The following is a 19,466-nucleotide window of genomic DNA, read 5'->3' as shown; positions in this document are numbered from 1 at the left end:
TCAGATCAAGCTATTGACCCTAAGCCGCGCTTTATGCAGGCAACCTTGGCAAGGCCACCGGCTCGATACTTTTTCCATACGAAACGATTACTTAGCCGTCAGCCTAGCCGTGCCAGCACCTGCCGCCCACGTGCGGTGAGCGGACGCAATGTCGCCTGCCGCCCCGCCCCGGCATAAGCCATGTCGATGACCATGTCCGCTGCCGGCAACGCGCCACGGCCCCGTTCGGGCCATTCCACCAGCACCAGGGCCGCCGGGTCGGCCAGGGCATCCAGGCCCAGCCATTCCAGTTCGCCGGGATCGGCGATGCGGTACAGATCGAGATGCCAGGCCGGGCGCCCCTGCGCCTCGTAGCCCTCGACCAGGCTGTAGGTGGGACTCTTGATGCGTTCGCCCACGTTCAGCGCGCCGAGCAGGGCCCGGGCGAAACTGGTCTTGCCGGCGCCCAGGTCACCGTGCAGGTAGACCACCAGGCCACCGCCTTGCAGTGCGCCGGCAAACTGCCGCCCCAGCGCGGTAGTGGCAGCTTCGTCGACAAGCTCCCGATGGCGGGTGTTACCCGGGAGGGTGTGCGTGGACGTATCAATCATGTTCGAGTCCGTTTCCCAACAGGCGCAAATGTGCCAACAGGTCGCTGGCCAGCAGGCCACGCTCGCCCTGCCTCGCGGCGCAATCGCCGGCACGGGCATGCAGGCCCACGCCAAGGCAGGCTGCCTGCCAGGCGTCGCAGCCTTGTGCCAGCAAGGCTGCGATGACACCGGTCAGCAAGTCGCCCATGCCACCGGTCGCCATGCCCGGGTTGCCCCACGGGCAAACGGCCACCCGGCCTGCCGGATCGGCGATCAGGCTGCCGGCTCCCTTCAGCACCACGACCGCATGGTAGCGAGCTGCCAGCGCCCGCACGGCGGCAAACCGGTCGGCCTCGACGTTTTCGGTGGTGTCGTGCAGCAACCGTGCCGCTTCGCCCGGGTGCGGCGTCAGCACGGTCGGACGGGTGAACTGACGCGGCTCATGGGCAAGCAGGCTCAGGCCATCGGCATCCAGCACCAGTGGCTTGCCGGTATCCAGCGCGGTGAGCCACAACGCGTGCCCCCACGCCCGTTGCCCCAAGCCGGGGCCCAGCGCCAGCACGTCGGCACGCTCCAGCAGCGACTCCAGTGTTTGCGGCCCATCCACGGCATGCGCCATCAACTCGGGACGCGCGCTGTTCAGTGCCAGCAGGTGTTCGGCACGAGTCGCCACGCTTACCAGTCCGGCACCGCTGCGCAAGGCCGACTCGCCACACAGGCGGACCGCGCCAGCCGTGCCGTGATCACCGCCGATGGCCAACACGTGGCCATGGTTGCCCTTGTGCGCGGCGCGCGCGCGCGGCGGCAAGTGCCCGGCCGACAGGACTTGCGCGTCGGGTGAGGTGTCCAGCCACAACGCATCGGGCAAGCCCAGCGTATCCAGTTCCAATTGGCCCACGTGATCCGCCGCCTGCCCGGTGCGCAGCCCGCGCTTGGCAGCAATGAAACTGACCGTGACGGCGGCGCGCACGGCCACGCCCGGACAACGCCCACTGTCCGCATCGAGTCCCGAGGGAACGTCCAGCGCCAGCACCGGGGCATCGCCCGCATTGAGGCGCTCGATCAAGGTGGCTGCATCGGCGTCGGGCGCCCGGTGCAAGCCGGTGCCGTACAGCGCATCGACGTGGACGTCCGCCGACGGCAACGCCTCGTGCGCATCCCAGTGCCGGACAATCCCACCCGCGTCGACCCAGGTCGCCCGCGCCTGTGCGGCATCGCCGTGGGCCGTATCCGCAAGCGCCAGCACGTCGACGCGCAAGCCTGCTTCGCGTGCCAGCGACGCCAACAGGAAACCGTCGCCGCCATTGTTGCCCGGCCCGCAATACACCGCGATGTGGCGGGCTTGCGGCCAGTGCCGGCGCAGGCTGGCCAGGCCGGCCCAGGCCGCGCGACGCATCAGCTCGATGCCGGGCACGCCGAGTTCGTCGATCGCCCGCCGGTCCAGCGCACGGACTTGCTCGACGGTGTAGAGATCGTGGCTGCGCGGGCTGCTTGGCATCGGCCAATTATAGGCCGCCGGGCGCGGGTACTGGCGGTGCCTTCTACAATGGCGGCATGTCCACCGTCCCCGCCATCGACTACAACGCCCTCGCCCGCGACATCAAGCAATGGGCGCGCGAGCTGGGCTTTGCCGAAGCCGGCATCAGCGGCGTAACGCTTGCCCCGGACGAAACCCATCTGCAGGACTGGCTGGATGCCGGGCATCACGGCGAGATGGAATACATGGCCCGCCACGGTACCAAGCGCAGCCGCCCGGACGAACTGGAGCCGGGCACGCAGCGGGTGATCTCGGTGCGCATGGATTACATCCCGCCCGGCACGCGCAATGCCTGGGAGGTGATCGGCGACGGCAACGCCGGCTACGTGTCGCGCTATGCGCTCGGTCGCGATTATCACAAGCTGATGCGCAACCGCCTGCAGAAGCTGGCCGCACGCATCCAGGCCGAGGTCGGCGACTTCGGCTATCGCGCCTACGTGGATTCCGCGCCGGTGCTGGAAAAGGCGCTGGCGCGCAATGCCGGGTTGGGCTGGATCGGCAAGCACACCGTGCTGATCAACCGCCACGCCGGCTCGTACTTCTTCCTCGGCGAGCTGTATACCGACCTGCCACTGCCCGTGGACGCACCGGCAACCGCCCATTGCGGCACCTGTACCCGCTGCATCGATGTGTGCCCCACCAGCGCCATCCTCGGGCCGAACAAACTCGATGCGCGGCGCTGCATCTCCTACCTGACGATCGAGCTGAAAGGCTCGATTCCCGAAGAGCTGCGCGCACCGATGGGCAACCGCATCTTCGGCTGCGACGACTGCCAACTGGTATGCCCGTGGAACAAGTTCGCGCAGGAAGCCGTCGAGCCCGATTTCGCCCCGCGCCACAGTCTCGACGGCGCGAAACTGCTGGAGCTGTTCGCCTGGAGCGAAGCGGAATTCCTCAAGCGTACCGAAGGCATGGCGATCCGCCGCACCGGCTACGAGGGCTGGTTGCGCAACATTGCGGTGGCGCTGGGCAACGCGCCGCACTCGCAAACCACGATCGATGCGCTGAACGCACGCGCTGACGATGCCTCGTCAGTGGTACGCGAACACGTGGCGTGGGCGCTGCAGCGGCAAGCTGAAAAGGAAACTGGCGCGTGACCGACTACTGTCCGGAATAGTTTCGAACGCTCGCCAGCGTACGTGGCAAATGTCGGAACCGGCTTTTTTCTCGTCATTCCTGCGAAAGCAGGAAGCGCTTTACAACAGACGAAGGTCTGGTCATCCAGTGACTGTATGGCCTGAGCAGACGTGGTCGCTACTGGATTCCGGCCTACGCCGGAATGACGAGCAAGGATGCTGGAGCGTGCCAAGCCAACCAACGGAAGATTATGTTCCATCGAGGCACACCAAAATACGCGTGCCCCGATGGAAAGCCAAATCAGGCAACCGCCATCTGCTTCGGAATGGCGCGATTGGTGTGGCTGATGCGGTTGCCGGGACCTGCGGCGATATAGACGCAGGTGGGCTGGTATTGCTCCAGCTCGGCCTCGTTCAACTGCACGAACGCGGCGATGATGATGATGTCGCCGGCCTGCGCACTGCGCGCGGCACTGCCATTCACCGAAATGATGCCCGAGCCTTCCTCGGCGCGCAGCGCGTAAGTGACGAAACGCTGGCCGCTGTTCACGTTCCAGGCATGGATCTGCTCGTACTCGCGGATGCCGGAGGCATCCAGCAGATTGCCGTCGATGGCGATCGAGCCTTCGTAGTGCAGCTCGGCGTGGGTGACGGTGGCACGGTGGATCTTCGCCTTGAGCATGTTCAATTGCATGACTTCATTACCTGCAGGAACCGCCTGCACAGGGGGACATTATCGAACCTGCCGACATTGCACCGCAACATCAGCCGTTTGCGACCATGAAATGTGGGCGACTCAGTCGAACAACAAGTTGTCGATCAGCCGCGTGCTGCCAAGGCGGGCGGCGATCAACGCCACCAGGCCATCGCGTTCGCCATCAGCCGGCTCGGACAGGTCCTCGGCACGCCGGATCACGGCGTAATCCGGCACGAAACCCGCGCGTTCCAGCTTCGAAGTCGCCGCCTGTTCCACCACGCGCCAGGCGTGGCCCTTGGCGATCAACTCGCGCATCTGCAGCAGCGTGGCATGGATCTGCGGCGCCAGCGCGCGTTCCGCTTCCGACAGGTACTGATTGCGCGAGCTCATGGCCAGACCGTCGTCCGCGCGCCAGGTGGGCGCCGCCATCACTTTCACCGGCAGCGACAGGTCGCGCACCATGCGCTCGATCACCTTGAGCTGCTGGAAATCCTTCTGGCCGAACACTGCGATATCCGGCTGCACCAGGTTGAACAACTTGCTGACCACCGTGGCCACGCCATCGAAATGACCGGGGCGATGCGCACCATCCAGCGTTTCGGTGATCTGCGGCACGTGCACGCTGACGCTGTGCTGCGCACCGAATGGATAGAGCGTGGCCACCTCGGGCGCAAACAGCAGGTCGCAACCGACTTCGGCCAGGCCGGCCTGGTCCTGTGCCAGCGTGCGCGGGTAGCGCTCGAAATCCTCGTTCGGACCGAACTGGGTGGGGTTGACGAACACGCTTGCCACCACCCGATCGGCCCGCGCTTTCGCCAACTTCAGCAGCGAGTGATGCCCTGCATGGAGGTTGCCCATGGTCGGCACCAGGCCCACCGTCTGCCCTTGGGCGCGCCAGCCGCGAATCGTGGCGCGCAGGGCGGGAGCGTCTTGTACCGTTTGCATCGAAGGTCTGCCGTCAGTTGAAACAGTGTTCGGGTGCCGGGAAGGCGCCGCTGCGCACATCGGCCACATAGGCCGTGATGGCCGCCGCTACAGAATCGTGGCCGATCAGGAAATCCTTGCTGAACTTCGGCCGTTTGCCGCGCGTAATGCCGAGCATGTCCTGGATCACCAACACCTGGCCGTCACAATGCGGGCCGGCGCCGATGCCGATCACCGGGATCTTCACGGCCTTGGTCACGCGCTCGCCCAATGCGACGGGCACGCCTTCGAGCACCAGCAGGTCGGCACCGGCGGACTCCACCGCCAGCGCTTCGGCCAGCACGCGATCGGCAGCTTCCTGCTCACGCCCCTGGATGCGGAAACCGCCGAACTTGTGCACCGATTGCGGCGTCAGCCCGAGGTGCGCGCAGACCGGGATCGCCCGCACCGTCAGCGCCTCGATCGCCGCGAGGATATGCGGCGCGCCGCCCTCGATCTTCACCATCGCCGCGCCGGCTTCGCCGACCAGCCGCGCGCCGGCTTCCAGTACGTGCGACAGATCGCGGTCGGCCATGAACGGCAGGTCGGCCACCAGCATCGTGGCCGAGACGCCACGCGCCACCATCGCCGTGTGATAGACCATGTGATCAAGCGTCACCGGCAAGGTGCTGGCGTGGCCCTGCATCACCATGCCGAGCGAATCGCCGACCAGCGCCACATCGACTCCGGCCGATTCCAGCTGCCAGGCGAAACTGGCGTCATAGGCGGTGAGCATGGCGATCCGGCGCCCCTCGGCCTTCATCGCATGCAAGCCTGGTACGGTGACCGGCTTGCGTGCGGGAGCGTTGGCGTTCTGCACGTACACGGCGAACCCTCGTACTTGGTCGGAAAGTGGAACGCCGATTATCCGGCGCGCAGCCGCAATGGCTCAAGGCAAAACGTCACAGCCGGCCCGATCGGCCTGTACCAGCAGCCGATCGACCCGCCCCTGCCCCGGCAATTCAAGGGCCGGATCCAGGTCGTTCAGCGGCAACAGCACGAACGCGCGTTCGGCAATCCGTGGATGCGGCAGCGTCAACCGCGCATCGTCCAGGTGCACGCCCGGCATGTGCAGCAGGTCAAGGTCCAGCGTGCGCGGCCCCCAGCGCTCGCCGTCACGCACGCGACCGGCGGCCTGTTCGATCGCCAGCAACGCATCGAGCAAGGCATGCGGCGAGAGCTCCGTATCCAGCAGCGCCGCGGCATTCACGAACGCAGGCTGCTCCAGCACGCCCCACGGGGGCGTGCGATACAGCCGCGACCGCGCCAGTACACGAGTTCCGGGCAGGCGCGCCAGCGCGTCCAGCGCGTCCAGCACCTGCTGCCGCGGATCGCCGAGGTTGCTGCCCAGCGCGACATAAGCCCGTGGCACGCGAACCCTACTTGCCGGTCGGCTTGCGACGACGACGGCGACGGCGCGGCGGCGCCTTGGCGATTTCCGCATCGACCGCGGCACCACCGTGATTGGGCAGCGCGGCCGCCAAGGTTTCGTGCGGCAACTGCTGGGCGTGCGCCCACCACTCGCCCAGTTCGCGCATGGCCGGTGATTCGTTGGCACGCAGCAGCAGGAAATCGAACGCGGCGCGGAAACGCGGATGGGTCAGCAGGCGGAACACCTTCTTGCGCTGGATCTGCTCGAAGCGCGGCTGCAACGACCAGATCTCTTCCATCGTGAAGGTGAACCGGCGCGGGATCGCCACGCGCTGGCACTGCTCACCCACCACGTGCAGCGCGGCACGTGCCCATGCCTCGGTGTTGTCCTTGCCCTGCTCGATCCAGGCGTGCGCCTGGTCGCGCACTTCGCCCCACAGCAGCACGGCAAACAGGAAGGCCGGCGTCACCGACTTGCCCTCGGCCACGCGCTCGTCGGTATTGGCCAGGCCTTGTTCGACCAGCGCACGCAAGGCTTCGTCGCCTCGTTTCAGCGCACGCGCGGTGGCCGGGAACATGAATTCCAGCAGCCCGCACTTTTCCAGCATGTGGAAACTCTTCAGGCCATTGCCGGCCAGGAACATCTTCAGCGATTCGTCGAACAAGCGCGCCGGCGCCGCCTCGGTGAGCAGGTCACCCAGCTCGGCGAACGGCTTCGCCGCCGCCGTGTCGATGCGAAAGCCCAGCTTGGCTGCCAGCCGTGCCGCCCGCAACATGCGCACCGGGTCCTCGCGATAACGCGTGACCGGATCGCCGATCAGGCGCAACACGCGGTCCTCCAGATCCTGCATGCCGCCGACGTAGTCGCGCACCGAAAAATCGCTGATGTCGTAGTACATGGCGTTGACGCGGAAGTCGCGGCGCACCGCGTCTTCCTCGATCGTGCCCCACACGTTGTCGCGCACGATGCGGCCATCGACGATGCGGCGCTCGCCGTCATTGCCCTCTTCCTCGCCAGTGCCGCGAAAGGTGGCCACCTCGATGATCTCGGGGCCGAACACCACGTGCGCGAGCCGGAAACGGCGGCCGATCAGGCGACAGTTTCGAAAAAGCTTCTTCACCTCGTCCGGCGTGGCACTGGTGGCCACGTCGAAATCCTTCGGCTTGCCGCCAAGCAGCAGGTCGCGTACCGCGCCGCCGACCAGGAACGCGTCATAACCGGCCTCGTTCAGTCGGTACAACACGCGCAATGCGGCCTTGCTGATGTTCTTGCGGGAAATGATGTGCTGTTCGCGCGGGATGATGCGCAGCGCGGGCACGACGTCGGTCCTTGCTATGGGATTCAAGCGGTCAAAGTCCTTGCGGGCAAAGCGGCCCTGTGGTCGTTCGAGCGTGACGGCAACCGTCACGCACCGGCTCTTGCCGGCATGAACAGGCGCCCGGCAATAGTGATAATGCACAAATGCAACGCAAGCCGCACGCAGGCATTGCCGGACGAAACAATTCGGCTATACTACCGCGCTTCGCAGCACTCCGCTCCCATCGTCTAGTGGCCCAGGACACCGCCCTCTCAAGGCGGGAACACGAGTTCGAACCTCGTTGGGAGCGCCAGTTTTTTTACTTTTGCGATCATCCATGATCGCAGCCAGTGGGGACGGCGCGGCAAGGCTTTGCCGCCAACCTCCGAACTGACGCCAGAAGCGGCCATCCATGGCCGCACTCTTCACAAAACCCCCGCTTCGACCATCGCGCACAGAGCCATGGCGCATGGTCACGCCCGCTGGCACCACGACTGCTGCCAGAAGCCGGCATCCGGGGCCGCACGCCGCAAAAAGCGGCATGTTGCAAGTGGCGATGCAGCCCGCACCGCGCGCCTGCACCCTTCTCAGCGAGACCCCATTGCGGGCATACTTGCGGGTATCGTTTTGCAAGAGCTGGACCGCGCCATGACCTTCGTCGTCACCGACAACTGCATCAAGTGCAAGTACACCGACTGCGTCGAGGTCTGCCCGGTTGATGCCTTCCACGAAGGCCCGAACTTCCTCGCGATCGACCCGGACGAATGCATCGATTGCACCTTGTGCGAACCGGAATGCCCCGCCAATGCGATCTATCCGGAAGACGACGTGCCGGCCGGACAGGAGGGTTTCGTGGCGCTGAATGCCGAGCTGGCGAAGGATTGGCCCGTGATCACCGAGCGCAAGGATGCACCCGCCGACGCCAAGGACTGGGACGGCAAGCCCGACAAGCTCGGCCTGCTCGAGCGCTGATCGCGGCGTACCAGCCAATGCCTCACGAACGCCGCCTGCCTGGCGGCGTTTTCACATCCATGGCCATCGACGCCAGTGGCTGGTGACCCCGAAACAAGCCGCCTGGCGATAGCGTCGCAGAAACGAAAACGCCGCCCTCAGGCGGCGCTTCGACAAGTAAGTGCAAAAAGGATCAGTGGCCGCCGAGGCGCGACTTCAGCGCATCGATCACCTTCGCCACGGCCGCCGCATTGCCCTGTGCGCGCACCTGGCTGGCGTCACCGCTGCTGCCCACGCTGATCTGCACCGTATGCGGCGCGGCGCCCGGCGCGGCATCACTCGTGCTCTTGTCATGGTGGAACATGCGATGGAAGAAGCCGCCTTTCTTCTCCGACGCGTCCGAAGCCACCACCGCTACCGTGTAGGTGTGCGCGCTGTCGTCGTGCGACTGCACCGTGCCGATGTCGCCGGCTTCCAGCGCCTGGCCCACGCGGTTGTAGACGTTCGCCACGCTGTCGGACACCACGAAGCCGTCGGCGATCACGCCGGCATTGGCACCGACTCGCGCGGTGGCGCCATTGGCATTCGGCTGGTTCGCGCCCGGCGGCGGAATCACCAGCGCTTCGCTGGCCGTGGGCGTATCCAGGCCCGGCGGGATTTCCAGCGGGGTTTCCTGCTTGGCGGTTTCCCAGGCCTTGGTGGAACGGAACATGCCGCAGCCCGAAAGCAGCAGGCCGGTGAGTGCCAGGGCCGGCAGGGCAACGGCGAGCGAGGATTTCTTCATGTAATGGTATTCCGTCAGGTAAGTCGTCGGGCGGCCGCTTTTCGTCAGGCAGCGTTCGCCAAGGATGCCAGAGTCGCCAGTTCCGTGCGCAAACGGGCCCTTGCCGGGCCTTCTTCCAGTTCCACCAACGGCAGGCGCGGCATCGCCGATCCCAGGCCCAGTTCCGGCAAGCCTGCCTTCACCGCGATCGGGTTCGGTGCGCATTCAAGCGCCAGCAACAGCGGATCCAGCGCCATCCGGCAACGTGCCGTCGCCGCCTGGTCGCCACCGGTGGCCGCGTCGCAGAGCGCGCGAAACGCCTTTGGCACCAGGTTGGCGACGACCGAAATCGTTCCCGCCGCCCCAGCCAGCATCGCCTCACCCGCCGTTGCGTCATCGCCGGACAGATAGACGAAATCCGGGCGCACAAGTTCCGCAAGCGCGTGAATGCGTTCGGCGTCGCCGCGCGCTTCCTTGATGCCGATGATCGCGGGATGTTCGCGCAACTGCGCCACCGTGGCCGGATCGATGTCACAGGCGGTACGCCCGGGCACGTTGTAGAGCAGCACCGGCAGGCCGCCATGTTCGGCCACTTCGAGGAAATGGCGACGCATGCCTTCCTGGGTCGGGCGCACGTAATACGGCGCCACCACCAGCGCGGCATCGGCGCCCAGTTCGCGGGCGTGCCGGGTGGCGGCCACGGTTTTCGCGGTGCCCGCTTCGCCGGTGCCGGCGATCACCGGCACGCGGCCGGCCACGTGTTTCACCGCGAACGCCAGCAGGCGCCCGAACTCGTCGTGTTCGAGCATGTGTGCCTCACCGGTGGAACCTGCCACCACCAGCGCCTGGGTGCCGCCCTCGATCTGATAATCGAGCAGGCGACCGAAGGCCGCCAGATCGAGTGCGCCACCGGCCCCGAACGGGGTGGCCAGGGCGCAGATGCTTCCACGAATGTTCATCGCGATTTCCGCATGAAACCAAGCCTCGGATGATACTTGCCGGCCGATCGAACGGACAAGTAAGCTGGGCGATACGCTTTATTCGCCCGTGTTGCGCGGGTTTCCACAGGCCATTTCATTGAATCGTCCCTCCGCCCGCACCGGCAACGACCACCAGCTGCTGATCCAGACCCTGACCCCCTCGTCCCAGGCTCCCCTGCTGGGACTGGCGCGACGCATCGCCGACGCAGGCTGCAACCTGTCCGATGCGCGGGTGTCCAGCCTCGGCGACGACACCTCGCTGATGCTGCTGGCTACTGGCGCCTGGGATGCCGTGGCCAAGCTGGAAACTGCCCTGGCCAAACTCGGCCGGGACGAAGCCATCCACCTGGTGCACTACCGCACCGAGCCGCGCGAGCCCAGCGGCAACCTGCTGCCTTACCTGGTGGAAGTGGTGGCGGCCGACCGCCCCGGCATCCTGGTGCAGATCGTGGAATTCTTCAGCCGCCTGCAGATCAGCGTCGAACAGCTCAGCTCGATGCGTTACCAGGCGATGCAGACCGGCGCGGCGATGTTCCAGGCGCAATTCACCGTAGGCATTCCCGCCGAACTGCACATTGCCGCCGTGCGCGACGATTTCCTCGAGTTCTGCGACGGGCTGAACCTTGACGCGATCATGGACCCGGTGAAGTTCTAGCAACGCCCTGGCGCAAGCCAAGCGCCCGAAAAGGCGCCCCTGGATGAACGGATTTTCGATCCGGCAGGTCGTTGCCGCGCAGACTCCCAGAATGCGCCCGCCCGGATCCGCTGACAAGGCTGTCTCGGTCATCGCACACGCGCTAGTCTCTCTCTCGACACGAGTGAAACCCCACCGGGTTTCCGGAGAGACCATGCTAGCAATCGGAAAGAAAGCCCCCGCACTGACCGGCACCACCGGCGACGGCTCCACGCTGAAGCTCGCCGACCTCAAGGGTCGCTGGATCGTGGTGTACTTCTACCCCAAGGACTCCACGCCCGGCTGCACCAACGAGGCGAAGGACTTCCGCGACCTCTACCCGACATTCCGCAAACGCCACGCCGACATCATCGGTGTCTCGCGCGATTCGGTAAAATCCCACGCCAATTTCGCCACCAGGCAGGAGCTGCCGTTCGCGCTGGTCTCCGATCCGGACGAAGCCTGGTGCCAGGCATTCGACGTGATCCACGAGAAAGTGCTCTACGGCAAACGCCACATGGGCATCGTGCGCAGCACCTTCCTGATCGATCCGGACGGCAAGCTCGCCGCCGAATGGCGCGGGGTGAAGGTCCCCGGCCACGCACAGGCCGTCCTGGACGCCATCCCCGCCAACAAGTGAATCCCGTCGCTTTCCATACCCTCACCGCGGCAACCGGCTTGCCGCGCACCCCTTGCCACACCCACCGCGAGGTTTCTTCCGCATGACTGGAAGCAAGCGTATCTACGCCCTGGATACCAATGTGCTGCTGCACGACCCCACGTCACTGTTCCGCTTCGAGGAGCACGACGTGTTCATCCCGATGACGGTATTGGAGGAGCTGGACGAAAAGAAGCAGGGTGTTTCCGAGGTTTCGCGCAATGGGCGACAAGTCAGCCGCTTCATCAACGAACTGATCGGGCGCGGCAACGAAAACGGCCTCAACGATGGCCTGGAACTGGCCAACCCGCAGGGCGTGAACCTGCAACGTGGCGCCGTGGGGCGACTGTATTTCCAGCAGCGCACCACCAACGGCCACGGCAAGGCCGACAACCTGATCCTCGCCGCCGTGATCGAGTTGCGCGACCGCAACCCCGAACGCGAAGTCGTGCTGGTCAGCAAGGACATCAACCTGCGCATCAAGGCCCAGATCTACGGCCTGCATGCAGAGGATTACGAGAACGACCGTGCGCTTGACGACTTCGCCCTGCTGTTCACCGGCGCGGACGAACTGGCGGAAGACTTCTGGGATCATCACCCCGAAGTGCAATCGTGGAACGAGCACGGCCACACCTTCTACAAGCTCGATCTCCACGAAGGCGAAGACTGGTATCCCAACCAGTGCCTGTTCCTGCCCGGCGAGAACAGCGTGGAACTGCGCGTGCTGACGGTGGACGAGCAACACGCCACGCTGGTGCTGCTGGACGATCACAGCCATCCCAACCACAGCGTATGGGGCATCGCCGCGCGCAACCGCGAGCAGAACTTCGCGCTGAACGTGCTGATGGACCCGGACGTGGATTTCGTCACCCTGCTCGGCACCGCCGGCACCGGCAAGACCTTGCTGGCGCTGGCCGCCGGCCTGGCGCAGGTGATGGACCAGCAACGCTACCGCGAGATCATCATGACCCGCGCCACCGTCGCGGTGGGCGAGGACATCGGCTTCCTGCCCGGCACCGAGGAAGAAAAGATGACGCCGTGGATGGGCGCGCTCACCGACAACCTCGAAGTGCTCGCCAATCCCGAGGAAGGCGGTTCATGGGGACGCCAGGCCACCAACGACCTGCTTGCCTCGCGCATCAAGATCCGCTCGCTCGGCTTCATGCGTGGACGCACCTTCCTCAGCCGCTACCTGATCATCGACGAGGCACAGAACCTCACGCCGAAGCAGCTGAAAACCCTGATCACCCGCGCCGGCCCCGGCACCAAGATCGTCTGCCTGGGCAACGTGGAACAGATCGACACGCCCTACCTCACCGAAACCAATTCCGGCCTCACCTACGCGGTCGACCGCTTCAAGCAGTGGGAACACTCGGCCCACATCACCCTGCGGCGCGGTGAACGTTCACGGCTGGCGGATTTCGCGTCGGAGGCGCTGTAGCAGCCTTCCAAACCGTCATGCCGGCGCAGGCCGGCATCCAGTGGAGACCACGCCATGGATTGGCGACAACCTTGCGTCTACATGCTTGCAAGCAAGCACAACGGTACGCTTTATATCGGCGTGACCAGCGATTTGATCAAGCGCATCTGGCAGCATCGCAACGAGATCACCGACAGTTTCACTTCACGCCACCATGTCCACCACCTAGTCTGGTACGAACTGCACGAAACCATGGAATCGGCGATTTTGCGCGAAAAGCAGCTCAAGGAATGGAGGCGTGCCTGGAAGTTGCGGCTGATCGAAGGCGAGAATCCTGAATGGCGCGATCTTTACCCGGCGTTGCTGTAACTGGATTCCGGCCTGCGCCGGAATGACGAGCGTGAAGCTCTGTTTTTGACCGTCATGCCGGCGCAGGCCGGCATCCAGTAGCGACCACGTCCGATCAACGCCAACGACTGACCCTTATGCCTCGCACGCCACCCATCGCACTGACCATCGCCGGCTCCGACTCCGGCGGTGGTGCCGGCATCCAGGCCGACCTGAAGACGTTCCATGCGCGGGGCGTGCATGGTCTGTCGGCCATTACCGCCGTCACTTCCCAGAACACCCGCGGCGTGACAGCCGTCCACGCCGTGCCGCTGGCACATGTCCGCCAGCAGATAGATGCCGTGTTCGACGACTTTCCGATCGGCGCGGTGAAAACCGGCATGCTTGGCAGTGCCGGCATCGTCCGTCTGGTCGCGCGCGAGATGCGTCGTCGCCAGCCGGCATGGCTGGTGGTCGATCCGGTAATGATCGCCACCAGTGGGGCGCGCCTGCTCACGCAGGACGCCGTGGCCGCCATGCTTGATGAGCTGGTTCCGCTGGCCGACATCCTCACGCCCAACCTGCCCGAAGCCGAAGCCCTGCTGGGCCAGCCCATCAAGACCGCGAACGATTTCGATGCGGCCGGCGCGGCACTGCTCGCGCTCGGGGCCCGGGCGGTGCTGCTCAAGGGTGGCCACGGTACGGGTCGTGAGGTGGTCGACCGCTATTACGACGCCCGCGGCAGGCTGGACATCCGCCACCCGCGCCTGCCGCGCGAAGGCCACGGCACGGGTTGCACGCTGGCGTCCGCGATGGCGGCGGAACTGGCCAAAGGCCGGTCACCACGCACCGCCGTGCGTCTCGCCAGCGCGTACGTGCACAAGGCGCTGGCCAATGGCTACCAACCCGGCGGCGGCCAGCTGGACGTTCTGCGGCATTGAAAGGCCCTGTTCCGTGCCGACGCATGGCACGCCAGCCGCGCGCCGCCGAGGTCGTCCCCTCCGGCCTTTCGTCGCGGCCCGCTTGACTTGGCGCCGGGCGGCCACATACTCGAAGCCTGCCAATTGGCCGTTTTTCGAGTCACCCGTCGATGGATTTCCTCAGCCCGCGCTTCATCATTCTCTACGTCCTGCTGTTTTTCGTGCTGTGCGTGCTGCTGGTGCACCTGCGCGGGCGGGCGCGGCTGCGCTTCGATCGCCAGCTGGTCGACCACTCGGCGATCTTCGCCCCGTACAACCTGCTGATGTACGCGTTCTCGGCGGTGCCGGCCCGACCGATCCTGGACCGCCGCGGCTTCCCCCAACTGGACCTGCTGCAGGCCAACTGGCAGACCATCCGCGACGAGGCGCTGGCGCTGTTTGACGACGGCCACATCCGCGCGGCCGAAAAGCACAACGATGCCAGCTTCAACAGCTTCTTCAAGCAGGGCTGGAAGCGCTTCTACCTGAAGTGGTACGGCGAGCCGCTGGCTTCGGCCGAGGCCTTGTGCCCGAAGACCGTGGCCCTGCTGCGCACGATTCCCGGCATCAAGGCGGCGATGTTCGCCACGCTGGCGCCGAACAGCCGGCTCAACCCGCACCGCGACCCCTTCGCCGGCTCGCTGCGCTACCACCTTGGCCTGATCACGCCGAACTCGCGCGATTGCCGCATCTTCGTGGATGGCGAGGAACATGCGTGGGGCGACGGCAAGGACGTGGTGTTCGACGAGACCTACGTGCACTGGGTGGAGAACAAGACCGACCAGACCCGGGTGATCCTGTTCGCCGACGTGGAGCGCCCGCTGCGCTCGCGCTTGATGACCGCGATCAATCATCGCGTGGGAGCCTTCATGGGCAAGATCACCGCGTCGCCAAATTCCGATTCCGGCACCGAAAAAACCGGTTTCGTGAACCGCATGTTCGCGTTCAACCAGCGCAGCCGTGGTCGCAGCCGCAAATTCAAGCGCAAGTACCCGAAGCTGTTCCGCGCCGTGAAGTACATCGGCATGCTGGTGCTGCTGTGGGTGATCTTCCTCGCGCCATGGCCCTTCGCACGCTGAGGCAGTCACGTTTCGGCGTGCCGGCACGTCCTTGATGCAATCCCGCAAGGAGGTCGTCATGGACCCGCAAACCACCCTGTTCCAGCAACACCGTCCGCGACTGTTCGGACTGGCCTATCGCATGCTCGGCACCCCGGCCGACGCCGAGGACGTACTGCACGACGCCTGGCTGCGCTGGCACTCGCAAGACGCTGCCGCACTGGATGACCCGGAAGCCTGGCTGGTCACCGTGACCACGCGCGTGGCCCTGGATCGTCTGCGCCGGGCAAAAACCGAACGCGAACACTACACCGGCCCGTGGTTGCCCGAGCCGTTGGTGGAAAACCCTGCCCACGGTCTCGCGGACACCCCCGATGCCCCGCTGGAACGCGACCAGACGCTCACGCTCTCCTTCCTCACCCTGCTCGAACGACTGGGGCCGGACGAGCGCGCCGCGTTCCTGCTCAACGAGGTGTTCGATTACAGCCATGCCGAGGCAGCGGTCATTCTCGGCATCACCGAGAACGCCTGCCGCCAGCGCGTACACCGCGCCAGGGAACGATTGCGCGAGGATCGCCCGCGCTTCAACGTGGACGCGCATACCCAACAACGGCTGCTGCAGCGTTTCGTCGCCGCCATGGAACAACCCACGCTGGATTCGCTGCGCGCCCTGTTCGCCGAGGACGCCGTGCATATCTCCGATGGCGGCGGCGTGGTCAGCGCCACCTTGCGTCCCTTGCATGGGGCCGAGCGGTTGGCGCAGTTGTATCTGCAGATCGCCCAGCATCCGCTGCGCTACAGCGCGCTCACCCTCAACGGGGCGCCGGCCCTGCTGGTCTGGTCAGGCCACACGCTGACCACGGCGATCTGGGTCGAGGGCGATGGCGACCGCATCACCGCCATCCACGCACTGCGCCATCCGGACAAGCTTGCGCGGCTGGCCGCCACTGTCACGAATCCGCACGCTGGCGCGTCCTTGCATTGAAGGGCCGATCCGGCCCCGTTCCCCACCACACAGGAGCCTTCCCCATGAGTCGTTTCGCCATCCAGCGCCACTACGCCGCCATGCAACCGCTGGTCAAGCTTGGTCAGGAAATCCGTGAACGCGGCCATCTGGATTCGAAGCTGGTCGAGCTGATATTGATGCGCTGCTCGCAGATCAACGGTTGCGCTTACTGCCTCGACATGCACAGCAAGGACGCCCGCGCCGCCGGCGAAACCGAGCAGCGTTTGTACCTGCTGTCGGCGTGGCGCGAGACCGCGCTCTACAGCGAAAGCGAACAGGCCGCACTGGCCTTCGCCGAGGAACTCACCGAGCTGCCCTCGCACGAGTCGGTCTCCGATGCGCTCTACGAGCGCGTGCGCCAGCACTTCGAGGAGGCCGGCGTGGTCGACCTGATCCTGCTGGTCGGCACCATCAACGCATGGAACCGCCTCAACATCGCCGCCCGCACGGAAGGGGGCCACTACAAGCCGGCCTCGCACTGACGGCGCGTCCCCGGGCAATGGCTGTACGGGTGCGATCCGGCCGGATCGCACCCGTGCCGGCGGCTCGGTGGTACGGTTCCGCCGGCACGGACGCCAGCGACGAACGTGCCCGCCATGCTGGCGTCTCCCTTTCCAGGCAGACGCCCCATGACACGACGCATCGTCACATTCACCCTCGCCGCCCTGGCCGTGATCCTGCTGGCCTTCGTGGTTTGGCTCGGCACCGCGGGCCGCCCGCTTTTGCGCATTGCCACCGGCTCGGTCAGTCGCGGGCTGTGTGACGCCGCCTTCGTCTCGCACGTCGATCCAGGCCAGGTATTTCGCGAACAGCACGCGCCGATGATGCGCAGCATCGACTGGGCGATCCGCTACCACGTGGATCGCAAGCATCGCGAAGTTCGCGCCTCCATACTGGGTGGTTTCGCGGCGCGTGCGGTATTCCGCCCCGGCCTGGGTTGCCTGCTGATGCACAGCGACGGCCCGGTGCCGGAGGCGAACGGCTTTACGCCGATGCTCATCGCCAGCGCGTTCCCGGCCGGCGTGGTCGAGACGGCCGATCCGGCGATCCGCCAGGCGATCGACCGTGCCTTCGCCGAGCCGGACCCTGCGCATCCGCGCAACACCAAGGCCATCGTGGTACTGCACGACGGCCGACTGATCGCCGAGCGCTATGCTCCGGGCTACGGACCGGACACGCCGATCTGGGCGCACTCGCTGACCAAGTCGCTGATCAACGCGCTGGTCGGCATTCTGGTGCGGGAAGGCAAGCTGCAATTGGACCAGCCCGCGCCGGTGCCCGCCTGGCGTCATGCCGACGACCCGCATCGCGCCGTAACCGTCAACCAGTTGCTGCGCATGGACAGTGGTCTGCCGTTCGACGAAACCAATGGCATCATCAGCCCGCTGACGCGCATGACCTTCCTGCAGCGCGACATGGCCGCCTACGCGGCAGGCACGCCGCTGGCGCATCCGCCCGGCACCCACTGGGCCTATGGCAACCTGGACTACGTGCTGCTCGGTCGCATCGTCACCCATGCCAGCGGCGGCAACGCCGTGGATGCCGAGCGCTTCGTGCGGCGCGAGCTGTTCGCACCGCTGGGCATGGCGCATACGGTGATCCAGACCGATGCCACCGGCACCCTGATCGGTTCGGGCGGCAGCTACGGTACGGCACGCGACTTCGCCCGCTTCGGCCAGCTCTATCTCGACGACGGCATGGTCGATGGCCGGCGCATCCTGCCCGCGGGCTGGGTCGCCTACAGTCACTCGGAGACGCTGGATACCGGCTACGGCGCCGGCTTCTGGCTGAACATCAAGAACGACACGCGGGTGCCGGTATGGAACGCGCCCTGGGGCATGCCGCAATTGCCCAAGGACATGTACTACGCACGCGGCGCGTTCGGGCAATACGTGGTGATCGTGCCATCGGAAAAGCTCGTGGTGGTGCGCATGGGCATCTCGCTGGACTACGGTGACGACACCGGCGATCTGGTGGCGGCGATCATCGCGGCCCTGCACCATCCGCAGCCGTAAGCGGCCGGACCGCCTTGCGGTAGCTGCTGGGCGTGTCGCCTACCTGCCGCTTGAACGCGGCATTGAAAGTGGACTTGGAGGTGAAGCCGCAGGCGTAGGCAATGTCGAGGATGCTGCGCGTGTCGTCGATGTCGGCAAGGCAGGCGCGAACGGCTTCCACGCGCAGCCGGTTGATGTAATCCCAGAACGTGCCGCCGAAGCGACGGTTGATCACCGCCGACACCAGGTACTCGGGATAGCCGCTGCGCTTGGCCACCTGGCCGATGGTCAACGCCGGCTCCAGGTACAGCGGCGCGGCGCCCTCCATCAGCGCCGTCACGCGTGCTTGCACCGCGTCGTAGCGTGCGTCGTCCGTCTCGACGGCAGCATCCGGCACCTCGACAGGTTCCTCCACCGCCGCCGTTTCGGGCTCGATCGCCACCGGCGGCTGGTTCAGGCTGAACCAGCCCACCATGCACACCCAGGCCGCCACCAACCCGAACAGCAGCATGTAGTTGATCACCGGCATCCACACCACGGCCTGCACGATGGCGACCATCCAGATCACGACCTGGCACAGCGCCAGCGCATCGATCCAGCGCAACGAATGACGGTCGGCATCCGAGCGCCGCTCGCGGAGCTCGCGCCGATGGCGGTGCACCCGTACCAGTGCCGCCGCCACGTAGGACAGGCTGTAGACGAACAGCGGCCCGTCGAACCACACGCCGACGTTGCGCGCCCCGGCAATCCAGCTCGACGACAGCGCGGCGATCTGTGCGTGACCCATGGTCCACACGTAGCCATTGGCCACGAACATCACGCCGAAGCCCAGCAGGTGCACGCCATCGCGCCAGCGAAAGCCGCGCCCTTGCGTCAGTGCTCGCACATAGAGATAGAACAGGCTGCCGTAGAGAAACGGGAACAACGCCACGAAGCGGTAGGCTCGGAACCACTCCGGCGCCAGCGTGTGCCAGTACGCGGCCTTCACCGCCAGGTCGAGCCCGGCCAGCGCCACCCACACCGCGAGCAGCCGGTTCGCCTCGCGATTGACCGGTCGTCGCCACAACGCCAGTGCGAGCAGCGCCGCCTGCAGGGCGGCGGCAAAGTAGAGGAAAACCCAGAACGTCATGCGCGCATGGATGGACGAAGGCGCCGAGATGGCCAGG

At 65.9% G+C, this 19,466-nt stretch carries 21 protein-coding genes and 1 tRNA gene; 12 read left to right on the top strand and 10 right to left on the bottom strand.

Annotated elements, in window-relative coordinates; genetic code table 11:
• Positions 1 to 98: 98 nt before the first annotated feature.
• A complete protein-coding gene (gene tsaE, locus AB7849_RS08340; RefSeq protein ID WP_008210950.1) occupies positions 99 to 590 on the bottom strand; it encodes a tRNA (adenosine(37)-N6)-threonylcarbamoyltransferase complex ATPase subunit type 1 TsaE in 492 nt (163 codons plus the stop codon).
• Complete coding sequence (locus AB7849_RS08335; protein WP_008210947.1) at positions 583 to 2,067, bottom strand: bifunctional ADP-dependent NAD(P)H-hydrate dehydratase/NAD(P)H-hydrate epimerase; 1,485 nt, start codon at positions 2,065 to 2,067, stop codon at positions 583 to 585. The genes tsaE and AB7849_RS08335 overlap by 8 nt, the downstream gene beginning before the upstream one ends.
• Positions 2,068 to 2,123: 56 nt before the next feature.
• Between AB7849_RS08335 and queG the strand changes: the two genes are divergently transcribed.
• The gene (gene queG / locus AB7849_RS08330) at positions 2,124 to 3,203 is read left to right on the top strand and encodes a tRNA epoxyqueuosine(34) reductase QueG (protein WP_037099575.1); all 1,080 of its coding nucleotides are present in this window, start codon (positions 2,124 to 2,126) and stop codon (positions 3,201 to 3,203) included.
• A 280-nt stretch (positions 3,204 to 3,483) separates the two neighbouring features.
• Here the strand turns inward: queG and panD are convergent, their stop codons facing one another.
• From panD to pcnB, 5 genes are all read right to left on the bottom strand, one after another.
• Positions 3,484 to 3,876, bottom strand: coding sequence for an aspartate 1-decarboxylase (gene panD / locus AB7849_RS08325; RefSeq protein ID WP_008210945.1), 393 nt, complete (start codon positions 3,874 to 3,876; stop codon positions 3,484 to 3,486).
• Between the two features lie 102 nt (positions 3,877 to 3,978).
• The gene (gene panC, locus AB7849_RS08320; protein WP_008210944.1) at positions 3,979 to 4,824 is read right to left on the bottom strand and encodes a pantoate--beta-alanine ligase; all 846 of its coding nucleotides are present in this window, start codon (positions 4,822 to 4,824) and stop codon (positions 3,979 to 3,981) included.
• A gap of 13 nt (positions 4,825 to 4,837) precedes the next feature.
• On the bottom strand, positions 4,838 to 5,668 hold the full coding sequence (panB, locus tag AB7849_RS08315; RefSeq protein WP_008210943.1) for a 3-methyl-2-oxobutanoate hydroxymethyltransferase: 831 nt from the start codon (positions 5,666 to 5,668) through the stop codon (positions 4,838 to 4,840).
• Between the two features lie 63 nt (positions 5,669 to 5,731).
• Complete coding sequence (gene folK, locus AB7849_RS08310; RefSeq protein WP_008210942.1) at positions 5,732 to 6,214, bottom strand: 2-amino-4-hydroxy-6-hydroxymethyldihydropteridine diphosphokinase; 483 nt, start codon at positions 6,212 to 6,214, stop codon at positions 5,732 to 5,734.
• A 7-nt stretch (positions 6,215 to 6,221) separates the two neighbouring features.
• On the bottom strand, positions 6,222 to 7,559 hold the full coding sequence (gene pcnB, locus AB7849_RS08305) for a polynucleotide adenylyltransferase PcnB (protein WP_037099578.1): 1,338 nt from the start codon (positions 7,557 to 7,559) through the stop codon (positions 6,222 to 6,224).
• A 189-nt stretch (positions 7,560 to 7,748) separates the two neighbouring features.
• Between pcnB and AB7849_RS08300 the strand changes: the two genes are divergently transcribed.
• Positions 7,749 to 7,824: transfer RNA gene (locus AB7849_RS08300), tRNA-Glu, on the top strand.
• Between the two features lie 335 nt (positions 7,825 to 8,159).
• Complete coding sequence (fdxA, locus tag AB7849_RS08295) at positions 8,160 to 8,483, top strand: ferredoxin FdxA (protein ID WP_008210940.1); 324 nt, start codon at positions 8,160 to 8,162, stop codon at positions 8,481 to 8,483.
• 172 nt (positions 8,484 to 8,655) lie between these two features.
• Here fdxA and AB7849_RS08290 read toward each other — a convergent pair whose 3' ends face one another.
• Together AB7849_RS08290 and dapA are read right to left on the bottom strand one after the other, a co-directional pair.
• Positions 8,656 to 9,246: a hypothetical protein gene (locus AB7849_RS08290; protein WP_008210939.1), complete on the bottom strand. Its 591-nt coding sequence runs from the start codon at positions 9,244 to 9,246 to the stop codon at positions 8,656 to 8,658.
• Positions 9,247 to 9,290: 44 nt separating this feature from the next.
• A complete protein-coding gene (gene dapA / locus AB7849_RS08285; RefSeq protein ID WP_369500833.1) occupies positions 9,291 to 10,184 on the bottom strand; it encodes a 4-hydroxy-tetrahydrodipicolinate synthase in 894 nt (297 codons plus the stop codon).
• Between the two features lie 118 nt (positions 10,185 to 10,302).
• Between dapA and AB7849_RS08280 the strand changes: the two genes are divergently transcribed.
• From AB7849_RS08280 to AB7849_RS08240, 9 genes are all read left to right on the top strand, one after another.
• Positions 10,303 to 10,860, top strand: a complete 558-nt coding sequence (locus AB7849_RS08280) for a glycine cleavage system protein R (protein WP_425438636.1) — start codon at positions 10,303 to 10,305, stop codon at positions 10,858 to 10,860.
• Positions 10,861 to 11,053: 193 nt separating this feature from the next.
• Positions 11,054 to 11,518 carry a peroxiredoxin gene (locus AB7849_RS08275; protein WP_008216604.1) on the top strand — a complete coding sequence of 155 codons (465 nt, stop codon included), beginning with the start codon at positions 11,054 to 11,056 and terminating at the stop codon, positions 11,516 to 11,518.
• An 82-nt stretch (positions 11,519 to 11,600) separates the two neighbouring features.
• Entirely contained in the window at positions 11,601 to 12,977 is a 1,377-nt protein-coding gene (locus AB7849_RS08270; RefSeq protein WP_008216602.1) for a PhoH family protein, read from the top strand.
• Between the two features lie 54 nt (positions 12,978 to 13,031).
• Positions 13,032 to 13,325, top strand: coding sequence for a GIY-YIG nuclease family protein (locus AB7849_RS08265; RefSeq protein ID WP_008216601.1), 294 nt, complete (start codon positions 13,032 to 13,034; stop codon positions 13,323 to 13,325).
• Between the two features lie 116 nt (positions 13,326 to 13,441).
• Positions 13,442 to 14,224, top strand: coding sequence for a bifunctional hydroxymethylpyrimidine kinase/phosphomethylpyrimidine kinase (gene thiD, locus AB7849_RS08260; protein ID WP_008216599.1), 783 nt, complete (start codon positions 13,442 to 13,444; stop codon positions 14,222 to 14,224).
• A gap of 149 nt (positions 14,225 to 14,373) precedes the next feature.
• A complete protein-coding gene (locus tag AB7849_RS08255) occupies positions 14,374 to 15,321 on the top strand; it encodes an aspartyl/asparaginyl beta-hydroxylase domain-containing protein (RefSeq protein ID WP_439822711.1) in 948 nt (315 codons plus the stop codon).
• A gap of 58 nt (positions 15,322 to 15,379) precedes the next feature.
• Positions 15,380 to 16,285 carry an RNA polymerase sigma factor SigJ gene (gene sigJ, locus AB7849_RS08250; RefSeq protein WP_037102504.1) on the top strand — a complete coding sequence of 302 codons (906 nt, stop codon included), beginning with the start codon at positions 15,380 to 15,382 and terminating at the stop codon, positions 16,283 to 16,285.
• A 44-nt stretch (positions 16,286 to 16,329) separates the two neighbouring features.
• Entirely contained in the window at positions 16,330 to 16,788 is a 459-nt protein-coding gene (locus tag AB7849_RS08245; protein WP_092700404.1) for a carboxymuconolactone decarboxylase family protein, read from the top strand.
• Between the two features lie 147 nt (positions 16,789 to 16,935).
• A complete protein-coding gene (locus tag AB7849_RS08240) occupies positions 16,936 to 18,321 on the top strand; it encodes a serine hydrolase domain-containing protein (protein ID WP_008209788.1) in 1,386 nt (461 codons plus the stop codon).
• Here the strand turns inward: AB7849_RS08240 and AB7849_RS08235 are convergent.
• The gene (locus AB7849_RS08235) at positions 18,290 to 19,429 is read right to left on the bottom strand and encodes a helix-turn-helix domain-containing protein (protein ID WP_008209790.1); all 1,140 of its coding nucleotides are present in this window, start codon (positions 19,427 to 19,429) and stop codon (positions 18,290 to 18,292) included. The two genes, AB7849_RS08240 and AB7849_RS08235, sit on opposite strands and share 32 nt — an antisense overlap.
• Positions 19,430 to 19,466 lie beyond the last annotated feature (37 nt).

Origin of the sequence: Rhodanobacter sp. FW021-MT20, assembly GCF_041107475.1 — a bacterium.
GTDB lineage: Bacteria > Pseudomonadota > Gammaproteobacteria > Xanthomonadales > Rhodanobacteraceae > Rhodanobacter_A > Rhodanobacter_A glycinis.
The sequence above is the reverse complement of the archived record's forward strand: the minus strand, read 5'-3'. Positions and strand labels throughout refer to the sequence as shown.